Source organism: Salinispora oceanensis (assembly GCF_000383575.1).
GTDB classification, from domain to species: domain Bacteria; phylum Actinomycetota; class Actinomycetes; order Mycobacteriales; family Micromonosporaceae; genus Micromonospora; species Micromonospora oceanensis.
Genome location: NZ_KB911579.1, coordinates 2,738,217 through 2,758,353, shown reverse-complemented (window position 1 = coordinate 2,758,353; position 20,137 = coordinate 2,738,217). Strand labels below are relative to the sequence as shown.

At 65.0% G+C, this 20,137-nt stretch carries 16 protein-coding genes, 1 tRNA gene and 2 pseudogenes; 9 read left to right on the top strand and 10 right to left on the bottom strand.

Annotated features, from left to right (window positions below):
* Nucleotides 1-297: 297 nt before the first annotated feature.
* Genes SALPAC4_RS0112875 through SALPAC4_RS0112865 form a run of 3 tightly spaced genes read right to left on the bottom strand, consistent with a single transcriptional unit; the run spans nt 298 to nt 1,630 of the window.
* Nucleotides 298-594, bottom strand: a complete 297-nt coding sequence (locus SALPAC4_RS0112875) for an antibiotic biosynthesis monooxygenase family protein (protein WP_019870667.1) — start codon at nt 592-594, stop codon at nt 298-300.
* Nucleotides 591-959, bottom strand: coding sequence for a cupin domain-containing protein (locus tag SALPAC4_RS0112870; RefSeq protein WP_018820021.1), 369 nt, complete (start codon nt 957-959; stop codon nt 591-593). The genes SALPAC4_RS0112875 and SALPAC4_RS0112870 overlap by 4 nt, the downstream gene beginning before the upstream one ends.
* Nucleotides 960-973: 14 nt before the next feature.
* A complete protein-coding gene (locus SALPAC4_RS0112865; protein WP_027644554.1) occupies nt 974-1,630 on the bottom strand; it encodes a helix-turn-helix transcriptional regulator in 657 nt (218 codons plus the stop codon).
* 55 nt (nt 1,631-1,685) lie between these two features.
* On the opposite strand from SALPAC4_RS0112865, the gene SALPAC4_RS0112860 reads away from it, so the two are divergent.
* The gene (locus SALPAC4_RS0112860) at nt 1,686-2,972 is read left to right on the top strand and encodes an APC family permease (protein ID WP_027644555.1); all 1,287 of its coding nucleotides are present in this window, start codon (nt 1,686-1,688) and stop codon (nt 2,970-2,972) included.
* Between the two features lie 589 nt (nt 2,973-3,561).
* Here SALPAC4_RS0112860 and SALPAC4_RS0112855 read toward each other — a convergent pair.
* From SALPAC4_RS0112855 to SALPAC4_RS25315, 5 genes and pseudogenes are all read right to left on the bottom strand, one after another.
* Nucleotides 3,562-4,494, bottom strand: a complete 933-nt coding sequence (locus tag SALPAC4_RS0112855) for a 2-dehydropantoate 2-reductase (RefSeq protein ID WP_019870664.1) — start codon at nt 4,492-4,494, stop codon at nt 3,562-3,564.
* A gap of 253 nt (nt 4,495-4,747) precedes the next feature.
* Complete coding sequence (locus tag SALPAC4_RS0112845; protein ID WP_019870663.1) at nt 4,748-5,638, bottom strand: MFS transporter; 891 nt, start codon at nt 5,636-5,638, stop codon at nt 4,748-4,750.
* Complete coding sequence (locus tag SALPAC4_RS0112840; RefSeq protein WP_223874750.1) at nt 5,631-6,770, bottom strand: ATP-grasp domain-containing protein; 1,140 nt, start codon at nt 6,768-6,770, stop codon at nt 5,631-5,633. The genes SALPAC4_RS0112845 and SALPAC4_RS0112840 overlap by 8 nt, the downstream gene beginning before the upstream one ends.
* 151 nt (nt 6,771-6,921) lie before the next feature.
* The gene (locus tag SALPAC4_RS0112835) at nt 6,922-7,116 is read right to left on the bottom strand and encodes a SidA/IucD/PvdA family monooxygenase (protein ID WP_223874865.1); all 195 of its coding nucleotides are present in this window, start codon (nt 7,114-7,116) and stop codon (nt 6,922-6,924) included.
* A gap of 877 nt (nt 7,117-7,993) precedes the next feature.
* Nucleotides 7,994-8,299 (bottom strand): annotated as a pseudogene (locus tag SALPAC4_RS25315) (transposase); the annotation flags it as partial.
* A gap of 259 nt (nt 8,300-8,558) precedes the next feature.
* Between SALPAC4_RS25315 and SALPAC4_RS0112820 the strand changes: the two are divergent.
* The 7 genes and pseudogenes from SALPAC4_RS0112820 to SALPAC4_RS0112790 all read left to right on the top strand — a co-directional run bounded on the left by SALPAC4_RS0112820 (nt 8,559) and on the right by SALPAC4_RS0112790 (nt 18,247).
* A complete protein-coding gene (locus SALPAC4_RS0112820) occupies nt 8,559-9,455 on the top strand; it encodes a PhzF family phenazine biosynthesis protein (protein ID WP_019870659.1) in 897 nt (298 codons plus the stop codon).
* A gap of 344 nt (nt 9,456-9,799) precedes the next feature.
* Nucleotides 9,800-10,014: pseudogene (locus SALPAC4_RS25310) on the top strand (SitI3 family protein); the annotation flags it as partial.
* Nucleotides 10,015-10,171: 157 nt separating this feature from the next.
* Nucleotides 10,172-10,624 (top strand): SitI3 family protein, encoded by a 453-nt coding sequence (locus SALPAC4_RS0112810; RefSeq protein ID WP_019870657.1) that lies wholly within the window; start codon nt 10,172-10,174, stop codon nt 10,622-10,624.
* 377 nt (nt 10,625-11,001) lie between these two features.
* Nucleotides 11,002-11,074, top strand: a tRNA-Arg gene (locus tag SALPAC4_RS0112805).
* 411 nt (nt 11,075-11,485) lie between these two features.
* Complete coding sequence (locus tag SALPAC4_RS0112800) at nt 11,486-15,943, top strand: NACHT domain-containing protein (RefSeq protein ID WP_019870656.1); 4,458 nt, start codon at nt 11,486-11,488, stop codon at nt 15,941-15,943.
* 572 nt (nt 15,944-16,515) lie between these two features.
* Nucleotides 16,516-17,850, top strand: coding sequence for a hypothetical protein (locus SALPAC4_RS0112795; protein WP_018794749.1), 1,335 nt, complete (start codon nt 16,516-16,518; stop codon nt 17,848-17,850).
* A gap of 1 nt (nt 17,851) precedes the next feature.
* Entirely contained in the window at nt 17,852-18,247 is a 396-nt protein-coding gene (locus SALPAC4_RS0112790; protein WP_012180836.1) for a hypothetical protein, read from the top strand.
* A gap of 113 nt (nt 18,248-18,360) precedes the next feature.
* Here SALPAC4_RS0112790 and SALPAC4_RS0112785 read toward each other — a convergent pair whose 3' ends face one another.
* Nucleotides 18,361-18,570: a DUF397 domain-containing protein gene (locus tag SALPAC4_RS0112785; RefSeq protein WP_012180837.1), complete on the bottom strand. Its 210-nt coding sequence runs from the start codon at nt 18,568-18,570 to the stop codon at nt 18,361-18,363.
* A complete protein-coding gene (locus tag SALPAC4_RS0112780; RefSeq protein WP_012180838.1) occupies nt 18,567-19,442 on the bottom strand; it encodes a helix-turn-helix domain-containing protein in 876 nt (291 codons plus the stop codon). The genes SALPAC4_RS0112785 and SALPAC4_RS0112780 overlap by 4 nt, the downstream gene beginning before the upstream one ends.
* A 516-nt stretch (nt 19,443-19,958) precedes the next feature.
* Here SALPAC4_RS0112780 and SALPAC4_RS26525 point away from each other — a divergent pair.
* Nucleotides 19,959-20,093: an FxLD family lanthipeptide gene (locus tag SALPAC4_RS26525; protein ID WP_016815038.1), complete on the top strand. Its 135-nt coding sequence runs from the start codon at nt 19,959-19,961 to the stop codon at nt 20,091-20,093.
* Nucleotides 20,094-20,137: the final 44 nt, after the last annotated feature.

The following is a 20,137-nucleotide window of genomic DNA, read 5'->3' as shown; positions in this document are numbered from 1 at the left end:
CAACCCCAACCAGAGTCAGTACGACATCTCGCGACAACGACGTGCCCCACCACCGAACCTCCGCACGCTCGCCCCAAGTCGGGTCACTTCCCACCTCGGCACTCGAAGCTCGGCACCGTCACCGCCGGGCCATCTCCCACCGGCCAGCCAGGGCCAGTTCGCAGGAAGCGGGAACCCTTCGCGACCCTCGATGATGTATGCGGTTGTCGACGCCGGGTCTGGACCGGTTTCGGGCACATCCGCGGACTGATCCCGCCGGGCCGGGGTAGTTCTGACCCCGGCCAGGCAGGGGCGGCCTCAGGCGGGATTCGCCGCGGTGAGGACGTCGAAGGACCACAGCTCCCACTTGTTGGCGTAGGTCACCGATTCGGGGGCGCGATGCGGGCGGGTGGCGTACCAGGCGTCGTACGCCTCACTGTCACGCCACTGGGTGACCACCAACCAGGTCGTGCGGTCGTCGGTGGGACGCAGCACCTGAAAGCCCTCGAATCCGTCCGCATGTTCGATCTTGCCGGGGCGTGCCGAGAACCGTTCGACGAATTCGTCACCGTGACCCTCGACGATGTCTATCGCATTAATTTTGACGATGCTCATGTGTCGCTCCTCAGGTCGGCGGCCGCGGGTGGCTCAGGCCGGTTGGCATCCTTGACGAAGGTCAGCATGACAACAGCGTCACTGACCGCTCGCAGGTCGTGTTTGTGATCTGGAATCACCAGGTAGTCGCCCGCGGAGCCGTGCCACGTCATCTCGGTGGTGCTCACGGTGGCTGTTCCCGACAACAGTTGCAGGGTGGCCTGTCCTGGGTTCTCGTGCTCACTCAACGCCGATCCAGCCCGCAGTGCCAGCACTAGTTGCTTCAGGCTGCGGTGATCGGCGTTGAGCGTGGCCGCGGCGCGCCCGGACGAAGCTTCGTGGGCGCGGGTCAAGAGTTCCTGTCCGAGTTCGTGCAGACTTTTCATTGGCGTCGTGGGCATCAGTCTTTCCTTCGGGTGCGGCGGGTCAATGTGATCTGACACGAGTCAGGTCGCGGGAAAGCGGTGAGTTGGGCCGCCACCGATGCCCCGGCAGCGGCGCGGGTGATCCCGTCCACCATGCCGTCGTGTAGGGAGCAGATGACATCGCCGTAGTCAGGTATGAGGTCGAGGAAGGGGCAGTGCCATAACGTGATGTCGGCGCGGTTCCCGGTGAGCGTGGCGGTTGGCGCGAACTCGTGGGCATCGAAGCGGGATGTGAGCGCGGTTGCGGCCCGAGTGAGTGGGGCGCCGTCGATAGCCTCCGTCGGCTGCTCGGATGCCCACGCCCGTCCGGCGGCACGTGCGAGTGCGCGACCATTCGGCTGCTCGCGCAACGTACGCGCGAGGAGCCCCGCCAGCAAGCGGTACCGGGTGGGTCCGGCGGTGTCCATGCCGACGGTTGCGCGATAGGTCATCGGTGGGCGGCCACGGCCGCGAGGAGCACCGGGTACGCGCTCGGCGAGCTGCGCGCCAACCAACTCCTCCAAGTGCAGCCGGGTGGTCTCGACCGGCCAGCCCACTTCGTCTGCGACCTGCTGAGCGGTCATGGCACCGGCTGCCCGGTGGAGGACCTGCCGCAGGGCTGTTCGCCGACTCGTCACGAGCCCAATATACACAAGCCAGTTTGGGTAAAATTCACGCTGTTCACCTCGGCCCCCTAGGGTCTGGTCCGTGGAGCGGTTGGCGCGGCGGCTGGGGGTAACTGATGCGGTGGTCATCGGGACGGGGGCGATGCTCGGCGCGGGCGTCTTCGTGGTGTTCGCTCCAGCTGCGGCGGCGGCCGGCGGGACCGGACTGCTGGTGGCACTTACGCTGGCCGGGTTCGTAGCGTTTTGTAATGCGACCAGCTCGGCCCGGCTGGCGGCCCGCTACCCCGAGTCCGGCGGCACGTACGTCTACGGGCGGGAGCGGCTCGGCCCGTTCGCCGGGTTCGTGGCCGGCTGGGGCTTCGTGATCGGGAAAACCGCAAGCTGCGCGGCGATGGCGCTGACGGTTGGGGCGTACCTCTGGCCGGAGCGGGCCCGGCTCGTTGCCATCATCGCCATCGCGGCCGTCACCGCCGTGAACCTGCGCGGTGTGGGGAAGACGGCGCGGGCCACGAAGGTGCTGGTCGGGGTGGTGCTGGGGGTCCTGTCCCTGGTCGCGGTGGTCGGCCTGACCGGCTTCGCAGCGGAGCGGATCGGCGGCGTCGGTTCGGTCGGCGGCCGGGTGCTCAGCGACGTCGGCGGTGCCGGTGCGCCCGGTGTGCTGACCGCCGCAGGGCTACTCTTCTTTGCTTTCGCCGGGTATGCCCGGATAACCACTCTCGGCGAAGAGGTACGCGACCCGAGGCGAACGATCCCCCGAGCGGTGCCGCTGGCGCTGGGTATGGTGCTGGCGATCTACTTGGTACTAGCGGTGATCACGTTGGGGGTGCTCGGCCCGGACCGGCTGGCCGCCTCCGCCGCTCCCCTGGCCGACGTGGTGACCGCCGTCGGGCTGCCCGGCCTGTCCTGGGTGGTCCGGGCCGGCGCAGCCGTGGCGGTGATCGGGGTGCTGCTCTCGCTGCTCGCCGCCGTGGGTCGGACCCTGCTGGCGATGGGCCGCCGACGGGACGTGCCGGTCGGCTTGGCCGCCGTGCACCGGGTGCACCAAGTGCCATACCGAGCTGAGCTGGCGGTGGCCGTGGTGGTGGCGGCCGTGGTCCTCGTCGGTGACGTCCGCGGGGCGATCGGCTTCTCCAGCTGCACCGTGCTGGTCTACTACGCAATCACCAACGCCGCGGCGCTCACCCTCGGCCGTGACCCGGGCCGTCGGCTGCCGGTACGGCTGCTCGCCGTGCTGGGGCTGGCCGGCTGCGTCACGCTGGCAGCCAGCCTGCCCCCAGCCAGCGTTGGGGCGGGAATCGGCGTGCTCGCCATCGGCGCTGCCTGGTACGCGCTGCATCGGCGGTACCTCGACCGCGCCGGAGGCCGTTGACCCGCCCTGAACGAGGTACCTGGCACGTGACGGGAAGGGTCAGGATCGAGAGAGGGCCGCGCGCCTCCAGTCGCCAGGTGACGTCGTACCCGCCCTGGTCGTTGGGTTCGATCGTGTGGTGCCAGTCGGTGTGGGTCCGCGGCAGACTCTTGAAGCGGATCCGGGTGCGACGAGGACCGCCCCTGCCGCGATCAGCAATGCCGGAGCAGGGCCGTAGTCGGGACGGCCGGACTGGCGGGTGGGGGCCGTGGATGGCGAGGTCGGCGGCGACCGTCATCTCGGTGATCCCGACCGGCCGGCCCAGACGTACCGCCCGTTCGGGGAGAGCAACGCCCCGAACACCGCGGTGTGCTGCGGTTCTGTCTCCCGACCACCAACGCGGGCACGATCTGCCCTCAGAACTCACAACAGCTCTGGTCAAACACCGAGTGCTCACCCGCCGGCGGCTACCGGACCGAGTCTGTCTGACAGGTCCTGTCAGCGCTCGGTTGATCTCATTAGGTCAGCGTCCGCACCGGGCGCAGAGACAGTGGTGGTGTCCATCAGGCTTCCAACTCGTAAAGGGGCAACGGAGCGGCGAGGACCGGGGTCATCCGGGGGCCAGCGCCGACTGCTCCACGCGGGCGGAGAGCAGCTCGTACACCATGTCGTGGACCGGCGTCGCGGTGCCGGTGGCGGCGCCGAGCCGGACCACCGCCCCCGTCCACGCCTCCAGCTCCGACGGGCGACCCGCCAGGATGTCCCGCTGCAGTGACGAGCGGCCGTTCGCGGGCTGCTGGTCGACGAAGGCCAACGTGCGCTCCACGATGTCGGCCGGCAGGTCGACCTCCATGGCCCGGGCCACATCGCGGATCTCGCCCATCAGCGTGACGAGCAGTTGCCGGGTGCCGGGACGCGTGCGCAGCACACCGATGCTGGCGTCCGTCACGGCGCCGAGCCCGCCGAACGGCACCACGAAGAGGAACTTCGACCACAGCTCGGTCCAGATGTCGGCCGGCACGGCCGTCGGTACGCCGGCGTCGTCGAACACCTTGCGCAGGCCGTCGACCCGCGGCGTCACCTGGTTGTCCCACTCGCCGTAGGTCAGCAGGCCCGGTCCGCCGACGTGCCGGACCTGACCGGGCGCCTCCAGGCTCGCGAAGACCTTCGCGCTGCCGGGCAGCACCGCCGCCCGCCCGTACCGCTGCGCGACCCGGTCGGGCGTGTCGACCCCGTTCTGAGTCGTGAGGATCGCCGTGTCCGCTCCGACGAGCGGGTTCAGGCTGTCGAGGACGGCATCGAGCTGCCAGGTCTTCACCGCCAGCAGGACGACGTCGGCGACGCCCAGGTCACCGGGGTCGTTCGAGGCAAGCACCTCCGGCATCACGAATTCGCCGGCGACGCTGCGCACCACCAGGCCCTGGCGCCGCATCGCTTCCAGGTTCACGCCACGGGCCAGGAACCCCACCTCGTGGCCCGCGTTCGCCAACCGGCCGCCGAAGTAGCCACCGATCGCACCGGCGCCGATCACCGCGATCTTCATCGTTGTCGTCCTCCCAGTCCTGCGGCGGTCATAGCAGCTCCTGCTCCAGCATCCGCAACGTCCGGCACGCCCGTTCGATCTCGCACGGGTCCTCGTGGACCAGGAACAACGCTCCGGGGGGAGGAGTTCAGGTCGACTGTGCGCCGCGTGGACGCACCCTGGCGGACCGCTTCGGGCCCCGAGCAGCGTGCCCTTGCGTTGGACCAACCTCCAGTCGCAGGGTGTATAGCCCATACGCGAACGGCGTGCCGATTCATGCGGCCGTCCGGGCAAGTTCACGCAGGCCGACGCTGGAACCGCGTAGCCGCTGCGTCAGCCCTGCGAAGACGAGCGCCAGTCCTGCCGCGAACAGCCAGAACATTGCACTGAGCCCGTGATCGGTGAGCCGTCGGTATGCGATGACACCGAGCCTGTCCGCCGAGTCGAGTGTTTGCGAGACGTGCAGGGCTAGGGCGTTGAAGAGTTGACCGTAAAGCAGCCAGCCGAAGAAGTTGATGATGAGAAAGGAGCGCATGCCAGGCAGGCGGACGATGCCCCAGTAGTCGCGTACCGAGGTGCGGGCGGACGATCCGGCGGTGAAGGAGCGGCCGACGGAGTACCGCAGGAAGGTGACAATACCGGCGAGGCAGTAGACGCCCGCGACCGCGAGCAGTACGTAGCCCTGCTTATTGCGTGCGGCAAAGAAAAGCGCGGCAGGTGCGGCGACAGCGGATGCGACATTAACAGCAACGTTGATGAGGGAGAACAGCCGAGCCCGGTTGGCCAAGTCGTCGCTAGCGATCGCTGCGAGCTGCTTGCTGGCGAGGGCGTTGATGGAAACTCCGGTTCCCGCAAGTATCAACGCGACTGCCGTGAGCGTCATGCCGGTAACCGCACGTAGGCCTACGAATCCGGCTGCGGCCATGAGGCAGCCGATGAGCACGGAGCTCGCGGCGGGGATGCGGTCGAGCCACGGCGCGAGGGGGATCTTGGCGATCTTGTTGGTGATCGTGAAGATCATGACGAGCGCGGCGATCTGCGGCGCGGAGAACCGAGCCGCGTTCAGCGTCACTACCAGGGTCGAGAGCAGGCCGAACAAACCCAGGTTGGTCATGAAATAGTGCACCGCGATGTAGGCGGTGCGCAGGGTGGGCCGCTCAGCCATGGCGCGCCTCGGTGGCCACCTGGACCAGGTCGTGTGCGGCCGTCGCTCGGGCCACCGCGGTCTCGACGTTGTCGCCGACCGCGAGGACATAACCCTGGCGCGAGTCGGACGAGACCAGCGCGTGCAGGTCCTGGCCTGGCGTGAGCGTGCACAGCACGCGCACCACTCCAGGGGCCGACCGGGCCGCGGTGATGCCGGCGACGTCCACGACATGAACGTCCTCGTAGGAAAAGAAACGTATGGCAGCGGCAGCCGCAGCGGGTACCCGATCCGGTGCAGGCAGGCCGAGCAGGGACGCGATCGTCTCCGACATGAGGTCGACCCCACTGACCAGTTCGCAGAGCTCCCAGATTTGGTCTCCGCCGAAGCGGGTCTGGGACTCGATGATCTTGGGGCCGGTGGCGGTCATCCGGATTTCGGTGTGCGCAGGGCCGGTGCGCTGCCCGATGACGTTGAGGAACCTGGTGACCAGATCGACAATGCCTTCCCAGGCGGCCTCGCCGAGGCGGGCCGGCACCTGGTGGCCAAGCTCGATGAAACGTGGGACTTCGGTCGTGAGCTTTTCGGTGATCACCACGACCTCGTGGACACCATTGCGGGAGATCGACTCAACGCTGTATTCCGGTCCGCTGAGGAACTCCTCGGCGAGGATCGCTTCGTCGGTGAAACCCTGGGTCCACGCCCATCGCTCGTCTAGCTGCTCGGGTGTTTCAACAAGGTAGACACCCTCGCTGAGGCCGCCTGCGGGCGGCTTGAGCATTATCGGGCAACCGCCCAGCTCCCGCTGGAAGTCCCGCGCGTCCGCCACGCTCGCGCAGCTGCGGTGGCGTACCGGACTGAGTCCATGCTTGTTGAGCAGGGCGCGCGTGGCGGGCTTGGATCGGGTGACCCGAACAGCGGCGAGATTGTCTCCGGCCACGCCGAGGTCGGCCGCGACGCGAGAGGCGGGTTCGAGTCCGTATTCGGTGAAGGACACGACCGCGTCAAACGGATCAACGCCGTGCCAGGCCCGCGCTAGTGCCAGCGTTTCGTCGAGGCGCTCGTAGTCCATTACGGCGTACCGCTGGGCGCCGCCATACTGCCGTTCGTTGACTCTAATGGGGGTCTGCAGCATAGAGTAGCGCACGCCCATCTTCTCAATCCGGGCAAGCGTGTGGTCGAGGCCCCCGACGACCAGTAGATGCTTCTGTTCCAAAGTTTCCACCCCTCGTGCCGTGTCCCGGCCCGTCGCACGACGGGCCGGGACACGGGACTCTATGGCCGCAGCTTTGACAAGTCGATGTTCATTCGCTGCGCCGGCTCGACGTTTCGATAGTGAACCTGTCGGTGTGAAAATCAACGGCGAGAACCTTCTCGCCGAAGGCGATATTGTCGTGGGACTGGGCGACCCATTCGAGGTAGCCGCGGAACTCCGCGCGCGAAACCTGGTCGAAGCGGGCGTTGCTCCGCCGTGTCGCCGACCACCACCACGAGGGCAGTGCGGTCGAAGCTATGGCGTACTGGCACCGCAGCGCTGCCGGGCTGACGCAACACGTCGACGGTGCGGACATGCGGGAGCCGGCGCAATTGAGCAAAACGAGCTCGTGCCCGTCGTCAGCCAGGCGTTGGTGGCAGGGTCGGTTGGTTCCGCAAACCAAGACGCGCAATTGCTGTTTCCCCGTGTGAACGTCGTTGCCAGTAACTTTCAGCGGTACCTAAGACGGCAAAAGCGTTTCGAAGTTTCACTCATAGATAGATGGAAACCGCCTGCCGCCACGGCATTTACTGCCGTGGAGGGAGGTGGGCCCAGGCGAATTCCTCTCAGGTCGGATTGAGGCAAGCGGGCGTTAAGTGGAAGCCCACGCCCAAAGGACGAGTAGTAGCAGCACCATAGCGCACGAGCCATACAGCATATAGCTGTAACAAAAACCTAAAATCGGATACATGCTCCCAAAAGGGCGCACGCCGCGCCCGTCAGCGACCCCACACGCAGAGTGCCACCGACCTACGCATTGTTAGGGCGAAGGTGAGCTTTGTCTTAATTAGACGTATTCAGTGATGGAGTTGGTAACAAGCTGCTGCAACCTATAGCCACTCTCCGCACGGGTGCGATGTTTATAACGGATACATAACGGCCCACGCCGTTAGACTAGTCGGCGGGTTACGTTCACCCGCTCAACCCCGGAACGCCTCAATGTTGCAGAAAGCCGTCGCATGGGTTAGGGGCAGCGACGGATCGAAAGAACAGGGGACCGATTGGCAGTGCGGCTGCTCATCTACAGGTGGGCAAGGTGGCGCCGTTGTAGTGGCGGTAGCTTTTCGTAGTCGCAGCCCCGATCGGCATACAGCCGGCTGAGAGCGCGTTTCACTTTGCTGTCAGTCGGGTGTGTTGAAGGTGAGGCGTTGTTGGCGGGTGGCGGCTTCGCCTCGGGCAAGGCGGCGGAGCATGCCGCCGAGGGCGGCCCATCGGATCATGGCCTCGGACGTCGCGCGGTGGGTTTCGTAGTCGCGGGCCAGGCGACGGTGGGCGGTGAGCCAGGCCAGGGTCCGCTCCACGACCCAGCGGCGTGGGTGAACGACGAACCCGCGTTGGTCGGCGGGCTTGCGGACGATCTCGACGGTTGTGCGCAGCAGGTCGCGGGCCCAGTCGACGAGGCGGCCGGCGAAGCCGGTGTCGGCGAAGCCGGTGTCGGATCGGGGTGGCCGCGTAGGTGGCCAGTAGTGCGCCTTTGGCGCCGTCGCGGCCCTGCCAGGACGCGGTACTGAGTTGGAGTTTGCGCCCGTACGTTCGCTGGACGGCCGAGCGTTGAGCCAATGGTCAGTGTGTCCAGTGAGCACGATGATCGTGGACCGGTTCTTCCGTCAGGCCCGCGTCGAGGAGCAGCAGTTACGCCACCCTCTTGGAGGGCGAGCCACGATGACGACCTGAGTCTGGGAAAGTATGGCCGTGAGCACTGACATACATCTACTGACCGTGTTTCCCGATGGTCCCGGTGGCGGGAACCCTGCGCCCATCGTACTCAACGCCGCCCGGCTGTCTGACCACGAGATGCAAGCCGTCGCCCGTTCGTACGGGTTCGAGTGCGGGTTCGTCCTACCCGCCCCGGCCGAATCCGGATGCGACTTCGCCATGCGCTTCTGGGTGCCCAACGAGGAGATGTCGATGTGCGGGCACGCCACTGTCGGCGCCACGTGGCTGTTGCATCGCGTGGGCCGCCTTCCCAGCAGCATGGCGAGGATCTCGACGCCAAGCGGTGTCGTAGAGGCTCACATCACGGGTGAAGGCGACCCGCCGCTGGTGGAAATCAGCCAGCCGGCGGGCCGGGTGCAAACCCTTGACGACAAATCCGCCGTTCGGACACTATTGAATGTGCTGCGGATTGCGGCGAGCGACCTCGACTCCGCACCGATTGTCAACGCCGTCACCAGCCGGATCAAGACGCTCGTCCCGCTAGCCAGCACCGAGGTCCTGCACCGACTCCAGCCGGACTTCGACCAGGTCGAGTCACTATGCGGCCTCCTGGGCAGTACCGGACTCTACCCGTACGCCTTCCCGGAAAAGAGCGACGAATCCGGCGGGCGGGTGGTGCACGCCCGCCAGTTCCCGCGGTCGGCCGGATATCCGGAGGATGCGGCTACGGGTGTCGCGTCCGCGGCCCTCGCGTTCGGACTCCTGCAAACTCCCTCCGCAAGGGTTACACCCGGCACTACAGTACGTGTACGCCAAGGCCAGGCCATGGGCCGCCCATCACTGATTACGGTGCGTTTCCGACAAGCCAAGACCGGGATTGAAGGCTGCTGGCTCGGTGGCACCGTCGAGATGGCCGCTTCACACTGACCTCCCCTGAGGGGCGCCGAGCGGCCTGCAGCCGCGCCGCTGTCGGCGGTACGCCTTGGTCACTGAAGCCGTTTGTGGCAATGACCAGGTCGGATCGTCACCCCCGGCTTCTGGCGACCGTCGTCGAGGCCGTGGGGGCCAGTGGTGTCCCGGCCATCTCGACCAGCACCCCACCCCCGTCGGCTCCGGCCATGCCGCCAACCAGCCGCCGGTGGCCCGGTGCTCGTAGTCGCGGCTCAGTCCCGCCGCGTGGAGTAGAACAGCGTCGAGGTTACGCATCAATGTGGGAGCGGAGTCGTTGACGTGCCGCTCGCTCCAGACGAGGTCGCGGATGGCGCTCGCGCGACGTCAGCTTCTACATGGGCAAGGACCCCTGGCCGACATGGGCAAGCCCCGCATGCTGGCGGCCGTGGCCAGGACCCTCGCCAGCAGGGCCGAGGACGCGGCCCTGACCCTCAACGGCGACGTGCTGATGCTGACCCGTGTCGCGGGCACCCTTCAAAAGCACAACACCGACGGCTGGTACGACGAAGACTACGACAGGATTCTCTACCCCTGACGCGTCTATGAATCGGGGTGGCAAGGGCTTGTTCTGGCTCGCCTGTGCGAGGCGTCGTCTGACGCGGCATCGCGTAGCCGCGAAGGCACACGGTTCGGTAACGGCGAGTAAGCACGATGGTGCAAATCGTTGATCGAGACGGAGGGTAGCCGTCGAGATGGCTGTCGAGTTCAGGTTGACCCTGGCGGGCGACCTCCCCTTGAACGACGTGGCTGATCTCGTGGCGGCCGATGTCACCGAGAGGCCGAGGCCGAGCGGCACCCGTCTGCGGCTGTTCAGTGCCCGCCTCTACGACACCCGTGGATACGCGCTGACCGTCTCCTCAGGGAGCCACGGCCATCTCGATGCCGAAGCCGACGACGGCACCCGCTGGGGGTGGGAGCCGGAAACGTACGTCGACATCGACTTCTCCATGAAGGCTGACGACCTGGTCGACAAGGGGATCCCGAACATGATGAAGGCCGTGGCCCAGGTGTTGACCGCCCGACAGGAGGACGCGGCGCTGGTCCAGAACGGCAACTGGCTCCTGCTGACCCGCACCACCGGCGAACTCCGCAGACACCGGCATACCTGGTGGAGCCACTACAGCAGAGACGACCTCATCCCATGAGCCGGCCACGCACGAGTGACTCGCTGACGACGACGTCCCCCTCGGCCCAAAGGACCTGAACCGCGACAGCGACGACTGGCCACCACGCGGCTGATGACGAACTGGTCGAATCCCCCGAGGCACGCGATGCCCAGCTAGGAGAGGGCAGCCCACATGATCTTCGACGATGTGCGCGGTGTGTGCTCTCCAGCGGATGCCAACACGGGTGAACCGGTGCCAACACGGGTCACTGGGGCCGACCGCCGGTCGCAACCCGGGGTACGTGTGCTCGGGGTGCGCTCCTGGGCTGGGCGAACAGGGGTCCGGGTGACGCGGGTGAACGCGGGCCACTCCCTGCCACCCCAGGTGAACCCCGGGTCGCTAGACTGGGCGCTCGCGCCCTCGTAGCTCAGGGGATAGAGCAACGGTTTCCTAAACCGTGTGTCGCAGGTTCGATTCCTGCCGGGGGCACGTCACAGAACTGCAAACGCGAAACGCAACCGGTCGATCACTGATCGTGGAAGCCAGTTTCGCGTTGGAGTAGACGATCAAGGATGCCCCGGCCGCTCGGCCGGGGCATCGGACGTCGGGTGGGTGTACGGGTGCCGAACGCGCCCGGATCGCGGCAGAACAAGGCGCTGGTCTTGCGGGGCCGGCGAACAGCGCCTTCCACCCAAGCACGCTTCCAAGCGGGCTCTGCTGGGCAGCTCATCCCGGGGCGCGCATGGTTGATCACCCACAGGACCTGCCAGGCTGCTCGACGGGGACTACAAAGAAACACAGCCCCCGTCTCGCTCGTGCCGTCGTATATACTCCCGCTCTCGCGGAACCGCAACACTGATGTGGTCGAGGGTGTGCGCCCGAATTGCGAACGACGGAGGAATGCTCGTGAGTCCCCGGTCCGGCGGCGAGGCCGACAAGTTCGGCAATCGCTATGAGGGCGCGTGGACGGTCCGGCACCTCCTCTATGTGCTCGCGGGCAGGGCAGAGTCCGTAACTGTCGAGGATTTTCATGACCTCGCCTTGGGCGTTGAATTCACCTACCGGCGCGGTGAAGTCGTCCAGGTTCACCAATTGAAGCGCCAGAACTACAACGCCAACAGCTGGACGGTGAAATCTCTTCACGACAAAGGCGTATGGGCGAACGTCCGGCACCATGTCGACGCGGGCCGACAGTTCCACTTCATATCCATCGTGCCGGCCGTGACGCTCAAGAGCTTGGCAAGTCGGGCAAGACGTGCCGAAGGTGCCACCGAGTTGGTGAGTGATTGGCTAACGAACAAAGACCTACGCGAGGCGTTTGATGGTCTCTGCTCGCCCGATATCTTCGGGGATGCTGAGCTCGCTTGGCGGCTACTCAGAGGGTTCTGGATCGATTGGCCGAGCGAAGACGACATCATCGAGGTCAACGCAACGTTGGCCGAGTTGCAGCTAGAGGGTGCGGCGGGGACGCTAGCCGCAGCCGGCCTTGGCGACTTGGTTCTCAACAACCTCGGTGTTCGCCTCGATGTCGCCAAGATTGACGCGGAGCTGAACCGGTATGGGCTCCAGCGTTCTGATGCCCGGCGTGGCAAGGTGATGGTCGAGCAGGCCGAGTCAATAACTGTCGGATGGGCCGTCAGCATAGAGCGTGAACTCCTTCAGCCCACGATATCTCGGACGGAAGCGACCCAACTTCTCGACTCGTTCAATGGCCCGGACCGTTTGTTTCTTTTGACAGGTTCTGCGGGCGGAGGCAAGACAGCTGCGTTGCATCAGGTGTTTCAGTCGTTGCGAGGCACTGGAATGCCCGTCCTCGGGTTCCGACTGGATCGAATCGATCCCTTCTCTACCACGACGGACCTTGGGCGTAGAGTCGGCTTGGACGTCTCGCCCGTGACTGCGCTCGCGGCGGTTGCGGGGGAGCGTGGGTGTGTACTGATTGTTGACCAACTGGACGCCGTTAGCTTGGTCTCCGGACGAGTGCCGACCAACTATGACGCCGTCGCCAATCTGGTACGTGAGGCATCTGCCTTCCCGGAAATGCGTGTCGTCCTCGCCTGTCGCAAGTTTGATGTCGATAATGACTACCGCATCCGGGAGCTCGTGAGCGAGAAACGATCGGCCCGTGTCCACGTCGGGGAGCTGTCTGACGTGCAGGTCGTGGAGGCGGTTCGGGCAATGGGCCTCGACGCGTCGACTCTCAATGTTCAACAAAAGAAGCTCCTCAGCTCACCGTTGAATTTGGTACTACTCCGGCACATAGCCGATGAGGCGAACGCCCTCTCGTTCCAAACGACCAATCATCTGCTTGACGCTTTCTGGCAGCGCAAGCTTATCGACTGCACACAGAGGCGAGCCTCGGTCCGGTTCAACCACGTTGTCTCGACGCTCGCCGAGGCGATAAGCGGGAGGCAGAAACTTTCAGTACCAGTTACCGTGCTCGACGACGGTGACCTCTCGGTTGATGCGGATGTTCTGGTTTCAGAGCACGTTCTGGTTCGCGACGGCCAGCAAATCTCATTTTTTCACGAGTCGTTTTTCGACTATGCCTTCGCCCGTGTGTGGACGAGGCGTGACCAAACACTCGTTGAGTTCCTTGAGGGCAGCGAGCAAGAACTATTCCGGCGAGCACAGGTTCGACAGATCGTGAACTACCTGCGTGAGTTGGAATCCAACCGCTTCCTGACAGAGGTCGAAGCACTGCTGACGAGCTCCGCCGTACGTTATCACATAAAGGACGTGGCCCTCACTCTCGTTGGGGCACTCGATAGCCCGACGGCGGGCGAATGGGCGATGGTGTCCAATGTTTTGGAGGCACACCCGACCTTTGAAAATCAGCTATGGCGTTCACTCGGCCACGTCAGTTGGTTCGAACGCCTCGACACCGAAGGCATGATCGAGGAGTGGTTAGGCGCGGCGGATCAGGTAGATCATTCGCACGCTCTGGATCTTATGGCGGCGGCAGCCAAGCGTCACCCCGATCGGCTGGCGCATATTTTGCGATCTCACCTTACGAAGGCCGAATATCCGGGTTGGCTTCAATGGGTCGTGCGCTTCGCTGATCTCCGCCAAAACCGGAATCTTTTCGACCTCGTTCTGGAGGCTGTCAGAGAAGGGAAGTACGACGGCGCAGAGCACGAACTTTGGCTTGCTGCGAACGACCTAGGCGAGCATCAACCGGCATGGGCTGTAGAGCTACTCGCCGCCTTCCTGGTTGATCGACCCGGGGCATTGAATTTGAACGATGAGTGCAAGGTTGTTGCGTTGCTCGACCGGGATCACGGCGCAGTCAAGCTGGTGCAACTGGCCGCTGATGGTGCCCCGCAGTCATTTTGTGAGCTCATCATTCCCCACATGCTGCGGGTGATGGCCCTGACGGTGTACAAGGACCGAGATGAGCGTCCCCTGCGGGACAGGCATTTCAGCTATCGGTTACCGAACAACAACCCAGATGAGCTGGATGAGGCGCTCCTGGCAGGGGCGGCAGCGGCGATTCGCCTAGAGGTGGAGCGCGATCTTGCTGCGGCGCGGCCCACTCTGGACCTTCTTGCGGCTGACTCACATGAAGCGGCGCAATGGCTGCTATACGAAGGATTGAGAACGGCAGGGCAACCGCTTGCGCAGTGGGCAGCAGACCTCCTGCTTCAAGGCAGCCACCGTTTCATGAGTGGCTACATCTCGAACGGAGTTTGGTCCGCACGGCAGGTCATCCAGGCTATGAGTCCGTTCGTTGCCGAAGAGTCCTTCCGGCATCTCGAAAGCGCTATCCTGGCACTCCGCTTTTCGTGGGAGAAGCGCCGTCCAGGTTGGTACATGTTCTGCTTGTTATCGGCACTGCATGAAACGCGTCTCTCGGAAGTGGGACGACGTCGCCTCGGCGAACTGCGGCGGAGGATAGGTACCGACCAGCCGCCTGAGCCGGAAGGCGTAACGGGCGGTTCAGTCGGCCCACCAATCCCTCGCGATGCTGCCGAAAAAATGAATGACGAGCAGTGGCTGCGCGCGATGGTCAAGCACAACGCCGGAAAGATCGACTGGCGAACCTTTACCGGCGGTGCTCAGGAACAGGCAGGCGTTCTCCAAGAACAGACTGCTGCCGATCCAGAGAGGTTTGCACGCCTGGCACTGCGATTCACCACCGAGACCCACCCGGCCTACGGGACTGCCGTCCTAATTGGCTTAGCTCAGGGGGAGGGCAGGGCAGACCCTGCCGCAGTCTTCGAGACGGTCCGCCACATTGCTGCGCTCGGCCAGCCAGCCAACGACCGCTGGGTGGGCTGGGCGCTGCGGAAGTACCTCAAGCTAGTACCGCAGGATGTGATGGAGATCGTGCTCGACCGAGCAGCCAACGCCAGTGATCCCATAGACGGCAGCCTGAAGGTGTGGCATACCAACCGTGACCATACTGGCGGTCAGGACCTTTACAGCTCAGGGGCCAACTCTGCACGTGGCAGCAACGCGGAGGTTCTGGGTGATCTCCTTGTGCACGACGCCGATGGCTCCCGGACGGCACTGGTCCTGCCCATGCTCGATCGCCTGGCGTCGGACCGGGCGACCACGGTGCGCGCCTGTGTGGCTCACCTCATCCATGCCAGCATCAGGCATGCTCGACGAGACGCGCTGCGCGCCTTCCACCTTCTTGTCGATGCAGATGACATGCTACTGGCCACCGAAGCGGTCGGACGGCTAACCGCACACCTCGGTTACGAGAATCCCGATGTCGCAGGCCCGGTGATCGAGCGGATGATTAGATCGCCTGTTTACGAGACCCGACAGGTCGGCGGCCATTTGGCTGCTCTGGCAGCCATGCAGTGGGGCAGGTCGGACCTGCTCGACTATGTACTCGGCATGGACGACGTTCCCGCCCGCGCAGGAGCGGCCACCACATGTGCTCTCGGCCTCCTGGAGACCGGCAACATCGAGGTGGCGAGGCGGGCCCTGGAACAATTCATGGAGGACTCGCGGGAGGACGTCCACAAGGCAGCTGCCAAAGTCGCCGGCGCGCTGCGGGGACAAAAACTCCGTTCCTTTAAGGCAACGCTCACCAGCCTTATCGCATCTGCCGCTTTCGTCGACGCTCTGCCGCAGTTGCTGATCACATTGGAGCGCGCACCGGATCAGGTCGATGACTTGGTACTGCTGTGCTGCGAGCGGTTCGTTGATGTCTCCGGCGCAGACGCCGGAGATGTCAGGACCGGTGCCGCGGCTGATGCGCGGCAAGTGGGGAAGCTGCTGGTGCGGGCGTACGCCCAGACGACATCAAAAGAAAGCCGTTCAAGGGTGCTCGACCTGCTGGATCGGCTGCTTGCTGCCGGAGCATATGGCGTCACCGACGTCGTTAGGGAATCAGAGCGGTAAGCGCGAGATTGTCTCGTCATTTGACCGAATGGTTTGCGCTAAAGGAGCAGAAAAACACACCTCGGATCGAACATCGCGCGATCCGGCTGCCTATTGGTCGAGGTGTCTCCCACCGCAATTATCTCGACACGACCGCACGTCGATCTCCACCGAACTCCATCACTCACCGTGACGCTCGCTCGGCGGCAGATCAGTAGGCCCGTTTGGTTGCGGCAGCCCTTGGTGGCACTGCCGTGCCTGTCAGGGGCGAGCAGGCCACCCGGACGGTTGCGGTCCGTCAGCCTGACGTTCCGATGGTAGTTCGTCTTGTAATCAGGTAGTCACGCTGGCATTCTGGCGTGGCATTCCGGCAAACCGGACCGTCGGATCGCCTCGTTCGGCAGGGGAAGCCGAGGTCCGGCAGGCCAGGGATGAGGGTGGCAGCGATCTCGCAGGGCCGCCTGATAGGACTACCAGCGAGTTCGACGGGCGGCGATGGGTTGGCACGGAAGTCGGGTGTGTCAGATGGCCCCAACACCCTGCTCAGCGACGCCCGCCGCCGACTTCTGTCCCCGAGCGGTTCAGGCCGTCGGATGTCGCGGCAGGAGGTCGCCGAGGCGGTCAACAACTACCTGTGGGACACCTACAGCACGAGAACCAGCATGGACGCCAACCACGTCGGCAAACTTGAGCGGGGAGAACACCGCTGGCCCAAGCCCACGACCCGGGAGGCGTTCCGTGCGGTGCTGAAGGCATCGCGGGACGCCGACCTAGGTTTTTACATCACCCGTGGCCAACGCCATACTGACCCCGTTGCGCAACGGATACTTCCGGGTGAGGCGCTCGCCGCCGCCGATGATGACCCGGGTGAGTCGCTGATCGGCGGGGAGATCACGGACACTGGCGATATGAACCGCCGCGAGTTGCTACGCCTGCTGAGTCTGACAGGTGCGCTGTTGGCCGCGCCCGTCCCGGGCAGCCAGCTCGACTGGGCGCGCATCGAGTCCTCGAGTGACGGGAACAGGCGACTAGACCCAGCGACCCTCGACGAGTACGAGGGGCTCAACGCCCAGCTGTGGGCGGCCTTCGGCGCGGCCGAGTCCAAGGCGGCAATATCACCGCTGGTCAACCGTCAGCTGACGATGCTCACCGCCAACCTACGCCGATCCCACACGACACCCGTGCACCGTCGGCTCTGCGGGGTCACCGCTGACCTGCTTCAGCTCGCCGGCGAGGTCGCTTTCGACGCGAACTCGTACAGCGAGGCCGCGCACTGCTACACCCTGGCAGCGACCGCCGCGCGAGAAGCCGCTGCCTACGACCTCTGGACGTGCGCGATGATCCGTCACGCCTTCATCAGCGTCTACGAGCGCGACTTCCGGCACGCCGCACCGATGCTGGCCGTTGCCGCCGACCTGGCCCAGAACGGCGACAGCGCGCTGTCGACCCGGCACTGGGCACGAACTGTGCAGGCGCAGGCTCTCGCGGGCCTCGGTGACCTGGGCGGATGCCGGCGGGCGCTCGACCAAGCTGAAGAGGTCAACCACTTGCCCGGCCAGGTTCACAACGGCGGTTGGTTGCGCTTCGACGGCTCCCGGCTCGCCGAGGAACGCGGAGCCTGCTACGTCGAGTTGAGGCGGCCAGACCTGGCCGAGCCGGTGCTGTCCGGCGCTCTGTCGCAGACCCTCTCCACGCGACGACGCGGAACCGTTCTGACGGACCTCGCCTTGGTCGGAGTCCAACGTAGCGACGTACACCAGATCGTGCTCTACGGCAGCGCCGCCCTCGACACTGCCCGCCAAAGCGGCTCGGGCGTGGTCGGCTCCAAACTTAACCAACTACACCACCGCTTGCAGCCGTTCCTTGCCGACACTCACGTACGGCATCTCAACCGCCAGATCAGCGCCCTGACAAGGGCAGGGAACTGACATGACCAGAGGGAGGACCAGCGTGCAGGTCGAAGAACCGGGGCGCGTGTTCCGCGAGGCATGGATCGCGGGTGTCCGCAAGCACTACCCCGGCGCACCGAAACCGGGCTACGTCACGCCCTGGGAAGATACGCCCGAATGGGAACGGGAGAGTGCCGCTGCTGTGTATGAGCAGGTCCGCCAGTTCATCGAGGTGGCCGACGGCGCAACCACGAAGCTGACCCGTGAGCAGAAAGGACGCTTCGTCGCACTGTGCTGGATTGTGCAGATATTCAAACACTTCGCAAGCCCAAAGGCTTCCTACGTAGCCGACTGGTCAGACATGCCGGAGTGGCACCAGGAGACGAACTCAGACATCTTCGAACACATTGAGCAGGCGCTCGTCTCGACGCGCTGAGCGGACGGACACTACGCCGACCAGCATGAGCTGCGCCTGCAAGGGTGAAACGCACGTCGGCCGAGGTCAGCACGGCGCGCCCGGCTTCCCGGGCGCGCCGACGAGGCAGCAGCTCAGTAGGCGTCAAACTCACCGTCGCGGATGGCGTCAGTGAACGCCGTCCACTCACCTCGGGTGAACCCCAGCACTGGTCCCGTCCGGTCCTTCGAGTCCCGCATGCCCACGGTGCCGTCGAGCGCGACGGCGACCTCGATGCAGTTGTCGCCACCGCCGGAGCGGCTGGACTTCCGCCAGTTGGTGAACTTTTCGGGGTGCATGGTCATCTCCTGGTGTAGTCGGGCAGTTCCTCCGCCACGCTGGCGAGGAAGTCGAGGCTGTCGGCAGGGCTGAGGGCCGCGGAACGCAGTCGCTCGTACAGGGAGGCGTAGTTGGCAACCTCGTCCGGGTCGGTGAGGACGAGGTCGCTGGTGATGGTGTCGACCGCGACGACTACCGGATCGCTCGGGTCGGGGTATCGGTAGCTGAAGTACGACGACCGGGGTACCGCGTTGCCAGCGATTCGCGCGGTCAGCCGCAGTACCCGGATCGTGGTCTTCTGCTTATCGTGACCGACGTTGATCAGGTGATCGAGCTGCGCGCGGACAATCTCCGGCGGTGCGGCGTGCCGACGGATCGCGAGCTCGTCGATGATCACTTCGTAGGTGGGTCCGCCGGGTCTGTCCAGGACCCGCTGCCGGGCAGCTCGTGCTTCCAGCGCTCGCTCCACCGTGAATCTCGTGGGGTAGGCAGCACGATCTGCCACCGCGCGGACCTCGGTGTACGCCGGGATCTGCAGCAGGCCCGGCAGCAGGGTGATGTGGTACTCGGCGATGTGCTCCGCACCGGCTTCCAGGTCCGCGTAGAGGGCCTGGCGTGGTCCCATCTCGACGCGGAACTTTTCCCACCAGCCGTTCTCCTGGGACTCGCGAGCGATGGCCATGATCTCTTCCCACCGCTTTTCGTCAACCCGAAAGTGGTCGAGGACTCGCATGATCTCGTCTTGATCTGGTCGGACTCTGGCGTTTTCCAAACGGCTCAGTTTCTGCTTGGCGATCTTTGCCTCTTTGCAGAGCCGCTCGGCGGAGTAGCCGTGCTCCTCTCGTAGTCGCACGAGTTCGGTAGCGAGCCGGCGACGACGGACATATGGACTGATCACCGATACCCCCGGCGAGAGACGCGAATAGCCAGGTACTCCATCCTGCCTGGACCCCGGCGACGAGAGCGTAACGCCTGTTTTACCGATCATCGCTAGCGCCGACCATGCCTCTCCGCGTAGAAACCCCTGTTCAAGCACACGACGACCGGTAAGTCTCCCCATAACTTTCCCCATTGGTCGGTGTTCCCGGGGTTACGCACAAACCGCGATCGTGGAAACACAACAAGCGATGTGTATACGGCTTGAAGTGGGGTCACGTGGCGACAGTTTCGCGGCGGACCCCCACGTCCAAGGTGCGGGAGGAGCGGCATGGACGCCACGAGCGCTGATCGCCATCCGGCATACCTGAGGCCCCTGCCCGCTGTCACTGCCAAGGAGGGCGTGGCGGCGGGCAGGCCGAACGTCGCGAGTTCTCATGGACGCCGTTCCACAAAGGCGGATCGATCCGCCAGCCAACGTGCCGGTAGCTGCGGGGGCTACCTGCCCACCATCATCCCAGTCCCATTGGAGGCTTCCATGAACAGCCTGCTCGCCGTCAGCAACGACCCGTTCGAGCTCGACGTGCAGATCGTCACGGAGGGTCCGGTCGCCGCCGCGCTGCTGGCCGACACGGACGACGGCTGCGACACCGTGAAGGGCAGCGACTGCTGACGAACACCCCCGCTGGTTCCGGCAGGCGTTCCCCCGATGCCTGC